The 19,033-nt window shown below is 33.6% G+C and carries 20 protein-coding genes; 17 read left to right on the forward strand and 3 right to left on the reverse strand.

The features are described 5' to 3' along the window. Positions 1–204: 204 nt before the first annotated feature. From nadD to C6368_RS00310, 3 genes are read right to left on the reverse strand one after another with little or no spacing between them, the layout of a single operon-like run. Positions 205–819, reverse strand: coding sequence for a nicotinate (nicotinamide) nucleotide adenylyltransferase (nadD, locus tag C6368_RS00300; protein WP_107037177.1), 615 nt, complete (start codon positions 817–819; stop codon positions 205–207). Beyond that, complete coding sequence (gene gmk, locus C6368_RS00305; RefSeq protein WP_107037178.1) at positions 816–1,400, reverse strand: guanylate kinase; 585 nt, start codon at positions 1,398–1,400, stop codon at positions 816–818. Before gmk ends, nadD begins: the two co-directional genes overlap by 4 nt. 6 nt (positions 1,401–1,406) lie before the next feature. Next, positions 1,407–2,273, reverse strand: coding sequence for a YicC/YloC family endoribonuclease (locus C6368_RS00310; protein WP_107037179.1), 867 nt, complete (start codon positions 2,271–2,273; stop codon positions 1,407–1,409). A gap of 482 nt (positions 2,274–2,755) precedes the next feature. On the opposite strand from C6368_RS00310, the gene C6368_RS00315 reads away from it, so the two are divergent. The 17 genes from C6368_RS00315 to C6368_RS00405 all read left to right on the forward strand — a co-directional run bounded on the left by C6368_RS00315 (position 2,756) and on the right by C6368_RS00405 (position 18,978). Then, positions 2,756–3,022, forward strand: a complete 267-nt coding sequence (locus C6368_RS00315; protein ID WP_107037180.1) for a hypothetical protein — start codon at positions 2,756–2,758, stop codon at positions 3,020–3,022. A gap of 292 nt (positions 3,023–3,314) precedes the next feature. Beyond that, positions 3,315–3,578 (forward strand): hypothetical protein, encoded by a 264-nt coding sequence (locus C6368_RS00320; protein ID WP_107037181.1) that lies wholly within the window; start codon positions 3,315–3,317, stop codon positions 3,576–3,578. A 186-nt stretch (positions 3,579–3,764) separates the two neighbouring features. Further along, positions 3,765–5,627, forward strand: coding sequence for a T9SS type A sorting domain-containing protein (locus tag C6368_RS00325; protein WP_107037182.1), 1,863 nt, complete (start codon positions 3,765–3,767; stop codon positions 5,625–5,627). Between the two features lie 397 nt (positions 5,628–6,024). Further along, a complete protein-coding gene (locus C6368_RS00330; RefSeq protein WP_234369056.1) occupies positions 6,025–6,921 on the forward strand; it encodes a hypothetical protein in 897 nt (298 codons plus the stop codon). A gap of 233 nt (positions 6,922–7,154) precedes the next feature. After that, on the forward strand, positions 7,155–8,648 hold the full coding sequence (locus C6368_RS00335; protein ID WP_107037184.1) for a sodium/proline symporter: 1,494 nt from the start codon (positions 7,155–7,157) through the stop codon (positions 8,646–8,648). Between the two features lie 96 nt (positions 8,649–8,744). Next, positions 8,745–9,350 carry a dioxygenase family protein gene (locus tag C6368_RS00340; protein ID WP_107037185.1) on the forward strand — a complete coding sequence of 202 codons (606 nt, stop codon included), beginning with the start codon at positions 8,745–8,747 and terminating at the stop codon, positions 9,348–9,350. A 524-nt stretch (positions 9,351–9,874) separates the two neighbouring features. Further along, complete coding sequence (gene tnpA / locus C6368_RS00345; protein WP_107037186.1) at positions 9,875–10,249, forward strand: IS200/IS605 family transposase; 375 nt, start codon at positions 9,875–9,877, stop codon at positions 10,247–10,249. A gap of 18 nt (positions 10,250–10,267) precedes the next feature. Further along, positions 10,268–11,395, forward strand: coding sequence for an NAD(P)/FAD-dependent oxidoreductase (locus tag C6368_RS00350; protein WP_107037187.1), 1,128 nt, complete (start codon positions 10,268–10,270; stop codon positions 11,393–11,395). A 1-nt stretch (position 11,396) separates the two neighbouring features. Beyond that, entirely contained in the window at positions 11,397–12,101 is a 705-nt protein-coding gene (locus tag C6368_RS00355) for a methyltransferase domain-containing protein (RefSeq protein WP_107037188.1), read from the forward strand. After that, positions 12,098–13,150 carry a type III polyketide synthase gene (locus C6368_RS00360; protein ID WP_107037189.1) on the forward strand — a complete coding sequence of 351 codons (1,053 nt, stop codon included), beginning with the start codon at positions 12,098–12,100 and terminating at the stop codon, positions 13,148–13,150. The genes C6368_RS00355 and C6368_RS00360 overlap by 4 nt, the downstream gene beginning before the upstream one ends. A gap of 44 nt (positions 13,151–13,194) precedes the next feature. Next, a complete protein-coding gene (locus tag C6368_RS00365) occupies positions 13,195–13,644 on the forward strand; it encodes a 3-hydroxyacyl-ACP dehydratase FabZ family protein (RefSeq protein ID WP_107037190.1) in 450 nt (149 codons plus the stop codon). A gap of 23 nt (positions 13,645–13,667) precedes the next feature. Beyond that, entirely contained in the window at positions 13,668–14,936 is a 1,269-nt protein-coding gene (locus C6368_RS00370) for a beta-ketoacyl-[acyl-carrier-protein] synthase family protein (RefSeq protein ID WP_107037191.1), read from the forward strand. Further along, positions 14,936–15,193, forward strand: coding sequence for an acyl carrier protein (locus C6368_RS00375; RefSeq protein WP_107037192.1), 258 nt, complete (start codon positions 14,936–14,938; stop codon positions 15,191–15,193). The genes C6368_RS00370 and C6368_RS00375 overlap by 1 nt, the downstream gene beginning before the upstream one ends. Continuing rightward, on the forward strand, positions 15,193–15,783 hold the full coding sequence (locus C6368_RS00380) for a 4'-phosphopantetheinyl transferase superfamily protein (protein ID WP_107037193.1): 591 nt from the start codon (positions 15,193–15,195) through the stop codon (positions 15,781–15,783). Before C6368_RS00375 ends, C6368_RS00380 begins: the two co-directional genes overlap by 1 nt. An 834-nt stretch (positions 15,784–16,617) precedes the next feature. Continuing rightward, positions 16,618–17,184, forward strand: coding sequence for a type 1 glutamine amidotransferase domain-containing protein (locus C6368_RS00395; protein WP_107037194.1), 567 nt, complete (start codon positions 16,618–16,620; stop codon positions 17,182–17,184). Positions 17,185–17,289: 105 nt separating this feature from the next. Further along, positions 17,290–18,093, forward strand: a complete 804-nt coding sequence (locus C6368_RS00400; RefSeq protein WP_107037195.1) for a TspO/MBR family protein — start codon at positions 17,290–17,292, stop codon at positions 18,091–18,093. Positions 18,094–18,342: 249 nt separating this feature from the next. Further along, complete coding sequence (locus C6368_RS00405) at positions 18,343–18,978, forward strand: SDR family oxidoreductase (protein ID WP_107037196.1); 636 nt, start codon at positions 18,343–18,345, stop codon at positions 18,976–18,978. Positions 18,979–19,033: the final 55 nt, after the last annotated feature.

Below are 19,033 nucleotides of genomic sequence, written 5' to 3' on the forward strand. Positions count from 1 at the left end.
AATTAAAATGCTGAAGATCGGATATGTTTCAGATCTTTTTTAAAGCTTTTGAGGATGTGTGTTCAAAAGAGGCAATCCCCATTTTTGAAATAAAAATGGCAAATACAAGGCTTGTGACAATCCTCTAACTCAGGAGGGTTTTCACAACTCCTATTCACACGCCAGGAATTCCTAATTCGTAATTAAAAAAATAGCTGTGGCAATTTATTTATAAAAGTTCATTTCTTCGATATACTTGTGAACAGGATCCGTCAATAAATAACGAACATCTTTCTTGTCTTTAATTGCCTGACGAATAAAACTAGAACTTACTTTCATTACTGGCGCATCATCACACATAATGATATTCTTGTGTTTTTGTAATTCGTTTTCAGGTAGAGAACCAATTTGTTCCACTTCTTGTTCTTCTTGAATCGTTAAAACTCTTGGATAAACGTATAACTTATGATTTTCTATGATATTTTCGAAGTTCTTCCATTTGTGGAGCGTTCTCAAATTATCTTCTCCCATAATTAAGTGAAACTCATTTTTCGGATGTTTATCCTTAAGATAAGCTAAGGTATCTGAGGTGTATGACGGACGTGGCATTTTAAATTCTATGTCACTTTCGCGTAGATTTTCATTGTCTTCTATTGCAACCCTAACTATCGCTAATCGGTGATAATCTTCCAACAGAGACTTTTTCTTTTTAAGCGGGTTTTGTGGTGAAACCACCAACCAAACCTCATCCAAATCCGTGTAGTCCGCCATGTAATTGGAAATAATTAAATGTCCAATATGAATAGGGTTAAACGTTCCGAAGTACAGTCCTACTTTCATTCCTTAATATATTCTTTTATCAATTCTTCAACCTCATTGATGGTTAACTCTAAGTCGTTATTGATGACAACTTCATCAAAATGCACACTCTTAGACAGCTCTTCACCAGCTTTTTCCATTCGGGTTTTTATCTTATCTTCTGTTTCGGTTTGACGATTTCTAAGGCGTTCTTCCAAAACTTCAATTGAAGGAGGTTGAATAAAAAAACTTAAAGCAGAATCGCCAAAATATTTCTTCAAATTAATTCCTCCATAAACATCAACATCAAAAACCACTACTTTGTTCTCAGCCCAAAGTCTGTCCACTTCATGTTTTAATGTACCATAGAAATGATCTTTGTATACTTCTTCCCATTCAATGAAAGCATCATCTTCAATTTCTTCTTTGAATCCTTCAATTCCTAAAAAGTAATAGTCTTTTTTGTGCAATTCATTAACGCGTGGCTCCCTAGAACATGCCGAAATAGAAAAAGCCAGTTCGTCCATTCTTTCTAACAAAGCTCGAACTATTGTTGTTTTTCCCGCTCCAGAAGGTGCCGAAAAAATAATGCATTTCCCTGTTTGTTTTTGATCGTTTTTCATCCTAATCTAAAGCGTATTGAGTACTTGTTCTTTTATTTTTTCTAGATAGTCTTTCATATCTACCACAATTTTCTGCAAATCTGCGTGGTAAGCTTTACTACCCAATGTATTGATTTCTCTCCCGATTTCTTGAGAAATAAACCCTAGCTTTTTCCCCATCGCTCCAGATTCATTCATTGTAGTTCTGAAATAATCCAAATGATGTTGCAATCTCACTTTTTCTTCAGAAACATCTAATTTTTCGATATAATAAATCAATTCTTGTTCGAATCGGTTCTCATCAACACCTTCTTGTAATTTCTCAAGTCCTTTGCGCATACGTTCTCGAATTATTTCAATTCGGACCTCTTCAAACTTAGGAACTTCTTGCAACAACCTTTCGATTTCATTTATAGAAGATGAAAAATCAGCAATCAAAGATTCACCTTCTTCTTCTCTAAATTGAGTAATATTTTTTAATGCTTCTTTAATTAAAGCTTGAACTTCATTCCATTCTTCGTCAGAAACCTCAGATTCTTGAGCTTGTAAAACCTCTGGCATCCGCATGATTGTAGTCAAGAAATCCTTTGGCTCTTCTCCTACTTCACCAGCCAAATCTTTCATTTCCTTATAGTAGGCAACAGCTAAATCTTTATTGATACTCACTTTCGCTTTTCCTTCGATGCTTTCTTCAGTAATTAAGCATTCGACTTTTCCGCGTTCAAGTGCGCTACCAATCATTTTGCGAATTGGCAATTCATAAGATTTATAATTTCCTGGAATTTTCAAGTGAACATCTGTCCCCTTACTATTGAGAGAGCGCATTTCAACGGTAACTTTCTTATTAAAAAAAGTTCCAAACGCTTTCCCATAACCTGTCATTGACTGCAACATAGCTTAATCTTTTGGCAAAAGTAGAAATTTGAGAGGAATTAGTGGTGTTTTGAGGGGAAATAAAGTTTTTAGGAAGGTTTTAACACATTTACTAAAGGTTTATCAAAGTTGTTTTTGGGCTCACGTATAGCTGACGGTACCTCAGACATTTATCTTTGTAATCCACGACAACTAAGTCTTCCACGTGCCGATTACGCCCTTCAGTCATGAGATCCCTTCGCTAAGTTGGCCAATATTTCGACCAGCACAATGGAGCCCGCTGAACTACGAAGTACTCATGAATACCTTTAAAAAACAATCAAGAAACGCTTAACACCACCTTGACAGCCTGTCCCGTATTTTAATCGAAAGATCCGGATTTCCTTTCAACTTACTGTGCTGTGCCAATCGAAGTAAGCTTACCGAATGCATGGGAAAAACGATTAAACACCTTATTTTAGTAAGATACTTTGCAACATTAAAAAAGCACAAGAATTATCTAAATGAAAATCGTATTAACTATAATCATCATTTTGAATTCATTGGTTGGAGTTTCTCAGACAAATCCTGACTCTATTGTTGTACGTCAAATAATTCCAAGTGACACAGATCCACTAATAAATTTATGGACAGTTGACAGCCATTATGTATTTATGAACCCAACCGCAATAAAAATAAACAAGCTTTTTGTTTTTTTACCTAGTTCATATGGCACTCTTCAACATAGGTTATTAATAGCTATAGCAACAAATAGCGGAGATTTATTTTAAATTTATTAACGGGATACAAATTCTCGCACAGCTGTGCGAGAATTTGTATTTTTGATTTCTATCACAAGCGTGCGAGATATAAAAAAATTATAAAATGAACGACTTACAGTCATACAACAGTTTTTTCAATGAGATAGTTCAGACTATTAACTCAGCAAGGTATGAAATATAAATCTTTAAACAAACACCATATCGGGCTTAACTTTGAAATCGGAAAAACTTAACGACTCCACCATGACCGAGGCGAATGTTCCAAATTTTAGTTATAACTATTCCGTTTCAGACATCGCCTATGTCGCACTTTGAAGAAATAATACACGGTATTCCAACATTTGAATTATTGGGAGTTGAATTTGATAAAGAAGGTTGTGGATATTGTTCGTATTGGCAACATTTAAACGAGAACTATCAAAACAGGAAGAACTTTAAAATCGCTGTTCAAAATTGGTATAATTTCAACAAGGACAAATTAATTTGGATGGAAAACAATGAATTTTCCAGTTGCGACTGTAGTGGAACACATCCGAATAAAGGACACTTTGAATTGAAAAAATAAAAACAGACTGTCGTCCAAAATCATACTAATCACATTTTGGCTAATACATTTTTTTTTAATACTTTTAATCAAATTGAAATTGCTTGATAAAGGAAATTATCTTCATCTAGCACACTGCTTTAACACAATTCCCATCAATTCCATTGGTATTGTTGAGATAAAAACACTTATGAAAAAACGAAAGACATGAATTCTACTCAATTTATTTTCAAAATCAAAACAGTTCTAACCATCGTTTTTATCTGTTTTAGCTTATCAACTCAAGCGAATATTCACAATCAAGAAAATTCATATTTCGAACATCTTTCTGAAGTCAATAAAGAATGGTTGCATTTTAAAGAGGCTTGTCCAGAAGGAAATATCTCTTTCAATTCTGATGTCGACAGAATTCAATTGCATCTCAATTTAGTTATACAAGAATTAAAATCGAATATCCCAGTTCATTTTAACGAAGAACAAGTTTCCAAAAGATTAAATCTACTGGAAAAACTTCAAGATTATGCTGACAAAAAAGTTTTCCCTATCAATTTATATCATTCAGTAAGAACGCCCTACTTTGTAGATCATTTAGGAACGAATTGCGCAGTTGGTCAGATGATTTATGTTTCAGGTCATGAAGTTCTAGTATCAAAAATAAGTAAAAAACACAATTACGATTACATCAGAGATATTCACACAAAAGGACTTGTGGAATGGGCAAATGAATTTGGATTTACCCTTGATGAATTGAAATGGATTCAACCGGGATATCCTCCAGCTCAAACCATCGATCAAATCGGAGAGGGAACGAATGGAACAGTGAAGAAAGTGATAAGGAATCCCCATGACCAAAGTGTATTATTTGCGGGAGACTTTTCAGAATTAGATAGTTTACCTTGCTTAGGAATTGGAAGCTACAAAAATGATCAACTTTCTTGTTTAGGAAATGGAATTGAAGGTACAATTAATGATGTAGTACCTTTTTATACTGGAATCTTCGTGGTGGGAAAACTAATACACAATGGTCAAGTATATCCTTTGGCAAAATATGATGGAAGTTGGACTTTTATGGAGATTCCCAACAGAAGTGGAGCAATTGGTAAATTAATAAATTATGGAGGAATAGATTGTAATTATGAAATAGTTCTACGCAGTGACTCGCTTCCTAATCATGATGAAATATGGCATAATTCAGGAAATGATGAATGGGTAAAAAAAGCAACCGTTAATGGTTTTATTTCTGATATGACCAAAAGTGGAGTTGGTAGAGTTTACGGAGGTCATTTTGACACCACTTTTGTACATTATTCCTTTATGAATACGACAGTTGCTGTGCCTGTAAACAATGTGGTGATTCATTATTACAGTTATGGTGATTGGTTTGGAATTGGAGCAGATGTTAGCGACACTGTAAAAGTGGTAAAAGAAATAGGAGGTGCTTTATTTATTGGAGGAACCTGCAGTAGCGATTCTGCGGCAAACAATATTTGCATCAGCAGATATCTGAATTCAACATTACAACCTATAGTTCTTAATGAATATGGCCCTGGCGATTTTTCAATAAACGCAATAGCGAAAAGCCTTTTCAACAGTGGTAATAAATTTATTTTTGGAGGAGAATTCCACTTTGATGTAGGATGGACATACGGTGATAATTTAGCGACATACGATTTGGTAAACAATTCCGTTCAAGCCTTAGCAATCTTGGATGGCCCGGTTTACAGTTTAGATTATAATTATAATGATGATTTATTTATTGCAGGTAATTTTCATTCTAATCAAGGTCAAACTATAAATAACCTCGGAAGAATCACCTCAACCCTTGGAACAAATGAGTTTATCACAGAAGAAAATGTAAATGTCTATCCCAATCCGTTTACTTCAACATTAAATTTGGAAGGAATTAAAGGCGGTTTAAAATATTCAATTCTTCACATCGATGGTCGAATAGCGAAAATTGGAACCGTTCAGAATGAAAGAATTAATGATCTTGATTTCTTACCAAAAGGGAGTTATTTGTTGAGAATTGAATCAGAAAATGGAGTAATCACAAAGAGGGTTTTAAAATAGAACTATTTCAGTGATAATTTAATCTGCTCACGTGAAGAAGATTTCGACAGTGTTCGAGAATACATTGTTGGGCAATTTCCTCAATAGCGTTTTCTAAGGACTAGAATATGTTTTTAGCACCAAGTTCCCTTGTTTTATTTATTCTTAGAATGTTCAATTCTAATTAATGATAGAATAATTTCTTTCAGCATATTTTCTAGTCATTACGTAAGACTAAAAACGCAAGAAATATATTTTTTATGGCAACAAATTTTTATTTTTGAAACTATAACTTAACTTCGACCTTGATTATATTTAATTCCAACTTTACAAGTAGTACTTGAATGGTGATAAGAAGAATTATTTTCTTTTGAAGTAAATGTAATTTTAAGTTTGATTAATGATAAAATAAATGCAATTGTTTAGAACAAAGTACAGAGGGTATTTCAACAAATACCATGAAAATATGCCTATTTTTGAAGTAATCACAAAGGACATAAGCTATTTCAACCTATTGATTAAAAATTATTTTCGCAACGGAAAAAAAAGCAAAACCATCCTTGTGTCTCCAGAATATCCAAGTCGAAGTTCTACCATTTATAAAATCGGTAAAGTACTAGGATACAATATCACAAATAAGCCAACAAAAAATATTGAACTAGGCGTTTATTGGGAAAACACAACATTTAGAAAGGATTTTCAATTTCTCGAAACTTTAGCTAAAACCAAAAAGATTATTAACCTTCATAGCCGCGACATAAGCAAGCAGCATATTGATAAAATTCACAATGAAGTTTTTGGTTATTCATCTATCGTTGATCCACTTATTTATGAAGGTGAAATCGTTAAAAAAAATGACCTTAATGCCAAACATGATGGGGAAATTTTACTTGGACCAATTGATAAAATAGAAGATGGTTTCATCTATCAAATTCTCATTGACAACAAGCACTCAGAAAATTTGGTAATGGATATTCGCGTTCCTGTGGTAAATAAAGTTCTTGATTTTGCTTACATCAAATACCGCGACATTTCAGAAAGATTTAAAAACACAACAACGAATACTGTTTTAGAACCTATCGATAATGTATTAAGTGCAGATGAAATTAAATTACTGAATGAATATTGCGCAAAACTAAATCTAGAATACGGAGAATTAGATGTGCTAAGAAATAAAAATGACAACAAGATTTATGTCGTTGATGTAAACAATACTCCAAATGGTCCACCTTCGAATATAAGTTCGAAAGATGGTAAAACAGCCTTGAATAAAATTGCAAATGCAGTATTAGCATATGCTAATGATGAACGTTGATTTAGTGTTAAACACTTCTAAAACCTCTACGTTGATAGCTCAATAGTTATCCTTATCTAGATGCCGTTGAGGTTTGAAAATATTTCATTAAGACAATTATAAATTAGGTCTAAATATTGCTAACCCAAACACTGCAACACACTGCTTTTCACTTGAATACGCTCGAAATAATTTTAACGAATCTTTCAATTCCCCTTCAGTAATGCTATATTTATAGAAATAACTGACAAACCATGGCAACAAAACTAGTCGTCTTATCAATTTATGTTGCAATTCTATTTTTAATTGGAATTCTTGCTTCCCGAAGAGTCAAAAGCATGAGCGATTACTATTTGGGAGGAAAAAAAATGGGCTTTTGGGCTGTTGCTTTTTCTGCTAGAGCAACTGGAGAATCTGGATGGCTTTTGATTGGACTAACTGGAATGGGGGCTATTGCAGGATATTCTGGTTATTGGATTGTTGCAGGTGAATTACTTGGGGTTTTTCTTTCATGGCAATTCATGGCCAAACGATTCAAACGGCGATCTGACAAATACAAGTCGATTACCATACCAGACTACTTGGAAAGTCATTTTAAATCAACAACATATACTTTACGAATTATATCTGCCTCAGCAATTGTGGTTTTCGTGGTTATTTATGTTGCTTCTCAAATGGATGTAACTGGAATTGCTTTTGAATCAATGTTGAATATTGACTATCGAATTGGAGTTTTAATTGGTTTCTGCATTGTTCTGGTCTATATTTTTATTGGTGGATTTGTAGCCGCAGTTTGGTCAGATATGTTCCAAGGAATTTTAATGTTTTTCGGATTGGTTCTGCTCCCAATTGTTGTTTGGTTCTCAATGGATCATGGTACTGGAATAACAGAAGGATTAAATGCAATTGATCCAACACTCACCCAAATTATGGGAAGAAGCGATGATGGATGGATGAACTTATTCACTATTCTCGGTTTCTCTATGATTGGTTTAGGTTTCCTTGGAGCACCGCAAGTTTATGTGCGATTTATGTCCATAAAAAGGGAAAAAGAAATTGACAAAGGGAAATGGGTCGCGTTGTTATTTACACTGCTAACAGACGCTGCAGCAGTAACAATTGGAATTCTTGCAAGAATATATTTTACTGATTCAAGCCAAGATCCGGTAGAAGTTTTAGGAACTGGAGGGGAGAATGTTTTGAGCATGATCACAAATGAATTCCTACCCACAATTCTAGTAGCCATCTTTATTGCGATAGTCCTTTCGGCAATTATGTCAACGATAGATTCACTTCTAATTATTGCATCAAGTGCGATAACTAGAGACTTCTATCAGAAAATATTCAGACCAGATTTAAAAGATGAAGACTTAACTAAATTTTCTAGGTTAGTAACTATAGGAATGGCCCTAGTTGCACTTGGAATTGCTGTTTTACTCTACTTCCTCTATCCCGAAAGAGAAGTCTTTTGGATCATGATTTTTGGATGGTCTGGAATTGCCGCAACTTTTTGTCCTGTAATTATTCTATCACTTTTCTGGAAAGGCTATTCCGAAAAAGGAGCAATTGCTTCAATGATTACTGGATTTGTGTCTGTTATTTTATTCAAGTTTGTGTTCTCAAAAATGGAAGGAATAGGAGAATATTTAATTGAATTGGATGTATTAGCGCCTTCTTTTGCATTAGCAATGATTGTTGGGTATATTGTTTCGAAGATTTTTCCTCGCAAAAGTGTTAGAGTAGAATAAAATTCATTAAGTATTTATAGGCTCGAATTTTGATTAAGAATAAAAAAATCATTGATTTCTAATAAATAGATTTCATCAAATTGAAACAAAACTAAAATGGACAGAAAAAAATTTATATTCACCTCAGCATTCACAGTTTTAGGCTTGTCAACATTTGGTTCAATCATCAAGCTACCCAATGGAAAATTCGGAGGAGACTGTGAAACTACGAACGATATTCTGGGTCCATTTTATAGACCTGACGCCCCTCTCAGATCAAATTTAACGACCCCTGGACTAAAAGGAACTAGAATAAAGTTAAAAGGAAAAGTATATAGTTCAGATTGTACAACCACACTCAAAGGAGCTATGGTGGAAATCTGGCATTGTAATACTGAAGGTGAATACGACAACAATTCAAAAGATTTCAGGCAAAGGGGACGTTTAATTACAAATGCGAAGGGAGAATATTCATTTGACACAATTTTGCCCGGAAAGTATTTGAATGGCGTGCTTTATAGACCTGCTCACATTCATTTCCGAGTTACGGAGGGAAACAGTAAAGAACTCATTTCTCAAATTTACTTTAAAGGAGATCCAAATATCGAAAAAGATCCTTGGGCATCAAAAGATAAAGCTGAATTGAGAATTCTACAAATTATACCAGAAGACACCAATGGAAGTTTGGTTGTTAATTTTGATGTTTATTTGGGGGAAGATTAAATGAGCAATACCAGTCAAAAAGCAAAATTATAATATAAAGTGAAATATGATGAAAACTACTTATGGGATTGATGTCGATGGAGGTTTTATTATGTCGTTCTTTTAGGACTTTAGAACGAATTGTTACAATCCACCTAGGAGTTACCTCCTAGGATTATTCGTATCGTCCTTTTAGGACTAATTTGTAAAAAACACTCGAAAAATGACCTTAATTTCTTGTGAGATTGACATGGAATGGAATTTTAATATTTCATTCTTCAGCTGACCTACAATTTTATGGAAAAACATTCACTTTGATTTAATATATGATAATTATTCCATAGATAATGACTCTTTAGTATAAACACAAGTGCCGAAGGTACGATATGCATTAGCCTAGGACGAAAGTCCTAGGCTAATAGAACAGATCCAAATCAAGTGCCGAAGGTACGACACCATAAGGATTTCATTCTTTTCAACACTTAATTCCCAATCATCACTCCATAAGTGGACGAAAAGTTGTAATTTAAAGATTAAAAAAAACCATGGGACAATCATTACCAATTCATTTTATACACATTACATTTAGTACAAAAGCTAGAAAAGCAATGATTCACCCTCCTTTTGAAAAAGGACTACATGCATATATAACTGGAATTTGTAACAATTTGGAATGCCGAGTTTTAAAGGTTGGTGGCTATACAGACCATATCCATATTTTATGTATGCATTCTCCCAAAATAACTTTTATGGCTTTAATGCAGAAAATAAAAGCTAATTCTTCGAAATGGATGAAAACGAGAGATGAGAGTTTAAAAAACTTTTCTTGGCAGAGAGGATATGGTTCATTTTCAGGAAATCCAACAGAAACAGAAATAGTTATTAAATATATTGACAAAGTTGTTATAAAAACTCACTAACTCTACAAAAAACTATTCATGACTTACGACACAATCATAGTTGGAGGAGGACTTGCCGGACTAACGAGTGCTGTGCACCTTTCTAAGCAAGGCTTATCTGTACTATTGATTGAAAAAAATGAATATCCAAAACATAAAGTTTGTGGTGAATATATCTCCAATGAAGTCCTCCCCTATTTGAATGCTCTGGGTTTTAACCCTTTCGATTTTGGTGCAAAAAACATTGTGAATTTTTCTTTAAGCACAAACAAAAGTAAATCAGTAAGCGCGAAATTACCGTTGGGAGGATTTGGAATTAGTCGTTACTGTATCGACTGGGAATTAGCGAAATTAGCACAACAAAATGGTGCTAAAATTTCACATGAAAAAGTGAACGATATTCAATTTGAGAATGACCTTTTCACCGTTCACACGAATTCGAATTTACAATTCACCTCAGAGCTTGTGATTGGATCTTTTGGGAAACGTTCGAATCTGGATATTAAAATGGAACGTCAATTCATTCAGAAAAAAACACCATTCTTAGGAATCAAAGCACATTACAAAGGTGATTTTCCCGAAAATGCAGTTAGATTACATAACTTCAAAGGTGGTTATTGTGGTATTTCGAAAGTAGAAACCGACCTGATCAATGTTTGTTACATCGCCGATTACAAGTCATTTAAAAAGCACAAAAACATTGATGATTTTCAGAAGAAAGTTCTCAGTAAAAACAAATATTTGAAAGAAGTTTTTAACAATTATGAAATGAATTTTGACAATCCCTTAACGATTAGTCAAGTTTCATTTTCTTCCAAACAACCTGTAGAAAACCATATTATAATGTGTGGAGACAGTGCAGGAATGATTCATCCTTTGGCCGGAAATGGAATGAGTATGGCTATCCGAGCAGCTCAAATGGCTTCTTTAAAAATATTGAAATTTAAATCGGGAGAAATAAAATCAAGAACAGAATTAGAAATGGAATTTACTGCCCTTTGGAATAAAGAATTTAGCAATCGGTTAAAAAATGGACATATCATCGCAAGGTTATTCCGACTGGGTTTAATTTCTGAAATAATTATGGTATTTTTAAAAGCCTTTCCATCCATTTTGCCTTTAGTTATTAAAAGAACACACGGAAAACCAATGAAAGCTGAACTCTAAAATGGTTAATACAAAACACAGAAGTAAAGAAGTTGAGATCATGGATGATCTTGATATGAGCGGCGATTTACTAATCAGTTCCCTCGATCAATTGGCCAAAGTCAACAAATGGCTAGGTGGAAATAAAATTACCATTGATGGCCTGAAGAAAATTTTAGTTAATCATCCTAAGGAAAAAACAATTAGTATAGTCGACCTTGGTTGTGGAAATGGAGATATGTTGAGAAAAGTTGCCGAATTTGGTAGAAAAAACGGCAACAAATTTCAGTTATTAGGAATTGATGCCAATCAAGCAACTATTGATTACGCCAATAAACTTTCAGCTGATTTTCCAGAATTAACTTTTAGCAAAGAAGATGTTTTAGGAGATCAATTTGAAGCACATAAATATGACATTGCAATGTGTACATTATTTCTTCATCATTTTGAAGATGAGGTAGCATTGAAACTCGTTCAAACTTTGGTGAAAAATTCCACAATTGGAGTATTGATTAATGATTTGCACCGACATAAAATGGCGTACATTCTTTTCAATATAATAACATCTGGAATTAAAAATAAAATGACACAAGAAGATGGCTTAACTTCCATTTTAAAAGCATTTAAACGTGAAGATCTAGAAAGATTTTCGAAAGAAATAAATTATAAAAGCACTATAACCTGGCGTTGGGCATTTCGTTTCCAATGGATAATTAAGAAATCATGAGCGTAAAAATAACATCTGTAGCTACACAATTGCCTTCATATTCAAGGACAACTGAAGAAATTATCCCATTCCTCAAAATTTGGTTGGATGGTCATGAAGAACGATACCAGCGAAAAGTGATTAAACTTTTTGAAAATGCTGGCGTAGATAGAAGGTATTCAATTATGGAACCTGAGGAGGTTTTTTTGAAAACTTCATTCGAAGAAAAAAATGACATTTACAAGCGCGAAACTATAAAATTGGCAGAAGGTGCTTTGACAAAAGCACTAGATAAAGCCAACTTAAAACCTAGCGATATTGATTATATCATTACCGTGAGTTGTACTGGAATTATGATTCCGTCTGTTGATGCTTATTTGATTAATAAATTGAATATGAAGCAAGACATCGTCCGACTCCCTGTGACAGAAATGGGTTGTGTAGCTGGAGTTTCTGGAATGATTTACGCCAATAATTTCTTGAAGGCAAATCCCAATAAACGCGCTGCCGTGATTGCCGTAGAATCTCCTACTTCAACTTTTCAAATTGACGATTATTCCATGGTTAATATTGTAAGTGCTGCAATTTTTGGAGATGGTTGTGCTTGTACCATTCTTTCTTCGTATGAAAACGAAGATGGACCACAAATAATTGATGATGCGATGTATCACTTTTATAATGCAGAACACATGATGGGATTTGAATTGAAAAACACAGGACTTCAAATGGTTTTGGACAAAGAAGTTCCTGAGAAAATCGCTGCTCATTTCCCTATGATTGTTCATCCATTTTTGGAAAGAAATGGTTTAAAAATCGACGATGTAAATCACTTAATTTTTCATCCGGGAGGAAAGAAAATTGTACAAACGATTGAAGAATTATTTGGCGCTTTAGGAAAGAACATTGACAACACAAAAGGCGTTTTAAAAGACTATGGAAATATGTCCAGTGCCACAGTTTTGTATGTTTTAGAAAGATTCATGGAGCAAAATCCACAAAAAGGAGAGATTGGATTGATGTTGAGTTTCGGACCTGGGTTTACTGCACAAAGATTATTATTAAAATGGTAATCACAATATTAATACGCTAGAAAATAATAAAGTTAATTCAAATGATGAATTTCAAGGAGATCATAGCAAAACTACCTTACGAAAAGCCATTTCTTTTTGTAGATGAGATAATTGAAATTAATGAAAATGGAATTTCTGGAACTTTCACTTTTGATGCCTCAAGTGATTTTTATAAAGGACATTTTAAAAACAATCCGGTTACTCCAGGCGTAATTTTAATCGAAACGATGGCTCAAATCGGATTGGTGAGTTTTGGAATTTATTTGATGAATGAGTCAGGAGAAAAAATGGATGAAATTCAAATTGCATTAAGCTCTTCTGAGATAGACTTCTTCAAACCCGTTTTTCCAAATGAAAAAGTAATCGTAAAAAGTCAAAAAGAATATTTCCGCTTTAATAAATTGAAATGTAAAGTTGAAATGTTTAACTTAAAGGATGAATTGGTTTGTCGTGGTAAAATTGCTGGAATGATTGCAGTAAAAACATCAAGATAAGGTAAACATTTCAAAAGAGAATTATGGAAAATAGAGTCGTTATAACTGGTCTAGGTGTAGTTGCTCCAAATGGAATTGGATTAACAGAGTTTACGCACGCCATAAAAAATGGAACTTCAGGAGTCAAATTTTTCCCACAATTAAAAGAATTAGAGTTCTCTTGTTGTATTGGTGGAAAACCAGAAGTTTCTGAAGACTTAAAACGAGAATATTTAACGGAATTACAATTGCGTGGTTTCAATAGTTCAGGTATTCTGTATGGCTGTATGGCAGGAATGGATGCTTGGAAAGATGCTGGATTATCAATTTCGGAATCCACAGATTATGACAGTGGAACAGTTTTCGGAGCAGGAACTTCTGGAATTGAACGTTTCAGAGAAGCCATTTACAAAGTGGACGAAAAACAAGTGAGGCGTTTAGGAAGTACTGTGGTTGCGCAAACCATGGCTAGTGGAGTAAGCGCTTATTTAGGCGGAATTTTAGGACTAGGAAATCAAGTCACCACAAATTCTTCGGCTTGTACCACAGGAACTGAGGCTATTTTAATGGGATTTGAACGCATAAAAGCCGGGAGAGCAAAACGCATGATAGTCGGAGGAACAAGCGATGAAGGTCCTTATGTCTGGGGAGGTTTTGATGCCATGCGTGTCCTGACTTACAAACACAATGAATCCCCCAAAACAGGATCACGCCCAATGAGTGCAACAGCTTCAGGATTTGTTCCTGGAAGTGGTGCTGGAGCCTTAATTTTAGAATCTTTGGAAAGTGCACTGGAAAGAAATGCTACAATCTACGCGGAAGTTTTAGGTGGTGAAGTTAATTCTGGTGGACAGAGAGATGGAGGTTCAATGACTGCTCCCAACTCAGAATCAGTGCAGCGCTGTATCCAAAAAGCGGTTGAAAATTCTAACATAAAAGCCTCAGAAATAGATGCAATTAACGGACATTTAACGGCAACGATTAAAGACTTCACAGAAATAGAAAATTGGTCTCAAGCTTTAAAATTAGAAGGTGATGATTTTCCACATATCAATTCATTAAAATCTATGATTGGTCATTGTTTATCTGCCTCTGGCGCAATTGAGAGTGTGGCAAGTGTTTTACAAATTCACAATAACTTTATCTTTCCAAATATCAACTGTGAAGATTTAAACGAAGAGATTACATCTCTAATTTCAGCAGAAAAAATACCTCAAAAATTAATAGATAAAAAAGTTAACATCGTTGCGAAAGCGAGTTTTGGTTTTGGAGATGTAAACGGATGTATAATATTTAAAAAATTCAAACTATAATGAGCGATAAAGACAAAATGATAGAAGAATTAAAAGCCTTAATAAAACCATATATACAAGATGAAGAAGCTTTTAAAAACTTACATGAAAATACAAATTTTATAGAAGACTTAAAGATCAATTCAGCAAACCTTGTGGACATAGTTTTAGATATAGAAGACAAATACGACATTGAAATCGACAACGATTCGATGGATAAAATGTTGAGTGTAAAGGCTGCTTTAGAAATTATCGAACAAAAAGTTTCAAAAAAATAATGGTCGGTAACGATATCATCGATATTGAAGCAACGAAGCGCTCAAAGGATCCGAATGGCTTAGGTTGGAAAAGACCAGGTTTTATTGAGAAGATATTCACAGAATCCGAGCAAAAGCTTATTGCTACTTCGAAAGATCCTTTCATAACCGTTTGGCAATTGTGGAGCATGAAAGAAAGTGCATACAAAGTTTTTATCCAAGCAGGTGGAGAGCCATTTTACAATCCTAAAACAATTGAATGTCAATTCGAAAGTTTAAATGGCCACATAAAGATTAAAAAATTGAATTTAAAAAGCAAATCCATTGTTAATCAAGCATATATTTTTACCGTCGTTGGAAATGAAAATCTTAATATTAAGAGTAAAGTTATTAATATTGGAAATGACGTTAAATTACAAAGTAAAATTTTAAGAAAGCATCTTTTAAAGGATTTGAGTCAAACGTACAATTTAGAAATAGCCAAATTAAAAATTGAAAAGATCCTAAATGGAATTCCGCGGTTGTACTATGTAGAAAAAGAGCTAGAATTAGCAATTTCTCTGACACATTGTGGAAGTTTTGGGGGGTATTCGTTTGAGAGGTTAAGATAAACGCCTGCTAATTTTATACAAGTTCAATAAAAAATAATGTAAATTCGATAGACAGTTGAAAAGTATATAGAAATGGAAACAACGGCTCAAATCAAAAAAAATAATTTCCAGAATTAAAAACTCTAATGATTTAGAATTTCTAAAATCGATTCAATCATTATTTGAGTCTTCTGACCAAGATACTTTTGAATTATCACCTGAACAGGAAAATCCATTTCAATAGGAAGAAAACAAATAAAAAACGGTCAATATTCAGAAAATGCTAGTGTAATTTCAGAGATGAGAGAATGGTTATTAAAAAAGTAGTTTGGTCAGATATTGATAAAGAAGAATTTCATCAAGTTCTTGAATACTATTTCCAAAGAAACGGTTAATCGAAATACAGTCTGAAAATAATTAAATAGACAGAAAATATTATTAATACAGTTTCTAAAAGTCATTTTATTGGACGAATTACTTCAAATAAAATCACTCGAGTTATTCCTATGAAGGTTTATCTTATTTTCTATGAGGTTAAGGATGATTATATAAAAATTGTGTCATTTTGGGATAATAGACAAGATGTTAGGAATATCAAAATATAATGAGAGACTATCCAAAAATGTATATAAAAAGTTCCTTTGTTTTGGTATATAAATAAAACTCTGAATATTTCATTTTTAACACTCCCTATTGAGATTTTGGAGGTTTTAGTTTTAAGAAACACTGTTGGACTAATATTTGCCATTCGACATAACATTCTTTCACATCTCTTGATTAATTTTTAGAAAAATTTTCTTGTTAACAATGTAATTTAGTAAAAACAAAATTACAAACATTAAAAAGAAAAGTACAATGGAAAACTTAAAGAACAAAAAAGTCGCAATTTTAGTAACTGATGGATTTGAGCAATCGGAATTTACAGAACCTAAAAAAGCAATAGAGAACGCTGGGGCAACCGTTCACGTGGTGAGTTTAATAAGTGGGAAAATTAAGTCATGGAATGATGGAAATTGGGGAAATGAATATGATGTCGATAAAACAGTTGACGAAGTTTCTGTTTCCGATTATGACTCGCTGATTTTACCGGGAGGAGTGATTAATCCAGATTTATTAAGAAATAATAAAAAAGCAGTTGAATTTGTTAGAAGTTTTGCAGAAAACAAAAAACCAATTTCAGCAATTTGCCATGGACCATGGTTACTTGCAGAAGCAGGAATTTTAGAAGGCCGAAAAATCACATCTTATTCCAGTATTAAAACCGACATGATTAACGCCGGAGCAAATTGGGTAGATGAAGAGGTGGTTGTAGATAGTGGACTAACCACTTCAAGAAACCCTGATGATTTACCAGCTTTCTGTAAAAAAATCGTAGAGGAAATTGCAGAAGGAAAGCATGAAGAGATGTCTGAATCGGTATAATTTATAAACTTCTACAATCACATTTAATTAGTAAAATCCGTTTTTGCAACTCCAATTGCAAAAACGGATTTTTTGTTTTTAGTTTAATTTTTTATTTTTAATACCATGAGAAGAGATAAGATTTTAGCTGTTTTGCACATGATGGTTCTTTTGGCATTGATATTTTGGAATTATGTTTCAAATTCTGGAATGATAAATAACAAAACTGTTGGATCAGTAAGCGAGAATCTACGTAATTTATTTACACCTGCGGGTTATGCATTTTCCATTTGGGGAATTATTTATCTTGGATTAATTGCGCTTGGTATTTACATGTTGGTTCTCGCGTTTAAAAGTGAAGTAAAGGACAAAACTATTTCAAAAGCCCTGCCCACACTAATATTGGCCCACTTAGGAAATGCACTATGGCTCTGGTTTTGGCTAACTGAACAAACCGGAATTTCTGTAATAGTAATGGTTTTTATTCTACTGATGTTAACCCTAACAGCACTTAAGTTAAATATGGAAAGATGGGATGCTTCAACTAAATATATTGCTCTCGTATGGTGGCCAATTGACCTCTATTTTGGTTGGATTAGTGTTGCGACAGTAGCAAATATTTCAGCTTATCTTTCGAAGTTAAATTGGAATGGTGGCTTGTCAGAGGTTACTTGGACAATTATCATGATTTCCATTACTTCGCTACTAGGACTTTTCATGATTTTCAATAGAAATATGCGAGAATATGCGGCAGTCTTTATTTGGGCATTTATAGCTATTGCCGTAAGACATTCAAGTGAAATCCCATCGATAACATGGACGGCAATCATTGGTGCAGCAGTTCTTTTAATTGCATCAGGAATTCACGCTCAAAAAAATCGATCGACACTTCCATTTATTAGAAAAAGTAGTCCCCAAAATGAGATGTGATTTTTTAGCTACTAAGCAGAAATAAAAAGCATCAATTAAAAATAAGTATATACGAAGTTAAAATGTTTGCCTAACATTGACATTAAAAATTACATAACTAGTTTATTACTTTTTAGTAACCGTTAAAAACCATTAAATCAAGGTATATTCTATCCAAAATTTCATAATCACCTTTGTTAGTTTTTCATAATTCCTTAAATTGTAACTATCATAAATAGTTCATTCAAATTAATAAAAAAACAACAAACAATGGAAAATAAAAAACAAAGTGTACTCGTCGCTGGAGCATATGGAACCACAGGAAGAATTGTCATCGAATTATTAAAAAATTCTAATAAATATACGCCTGTTGCTTTAGTTAGAAGACAAGATCAGCAAACTGAATTTGAAAAATATAATGTTTCAACTATTCTAGGAGATTTAGAAAGCGACTTGTCCAACACTATAAAAAACGTAGATAAAGCAATTTTCGCAGCAGGTTCAGGAGGAAAAAAAGTAAAGGAAGTTGACCAAGAAGGGGCTAAGCACTTTGCAGATGTTGTAAAGAATGCAGGCGCCAAGAAATTTGTGATGCTGAGTTCAATGGGAGCTGATAATCCTTCACAAGCGCCAGAACTTCAAGATTATCTAAAAGCAAAACACAATGCTGATGAATATTTGAAATCAAGTGGAATTAACTACAGCATTGTTAGACCTGGAGCCTTAAATGATGAAAATGGAACGGGTAAGGTTGAGCTTCAAGAAAGACTTGGAAAACAAGGTGAAATTTCAAGGTCAGATGTTGCTCAAACTTTGGTTGACTCATTGGAAGATGATGTAAGACACAATCAAACTTTTGAGATTATATCAGGTGAGACACCCATTTTGGAGACACTGAGAAAGTAAAATTGAGATAAAATTACGAGGAATGTCAACAATTAGTTTTGTTGACATTTTCTTT

This window comes from Brumimicrobium mesophilum, from assembly GCF_003025005.1.
GTDB lineage: Bacteria > Bacteroidota > Bacteroidia > Flavobacteriales_D > Crocinitomicaceae > Brumimicrobium > Brumimicrobium mesophilum.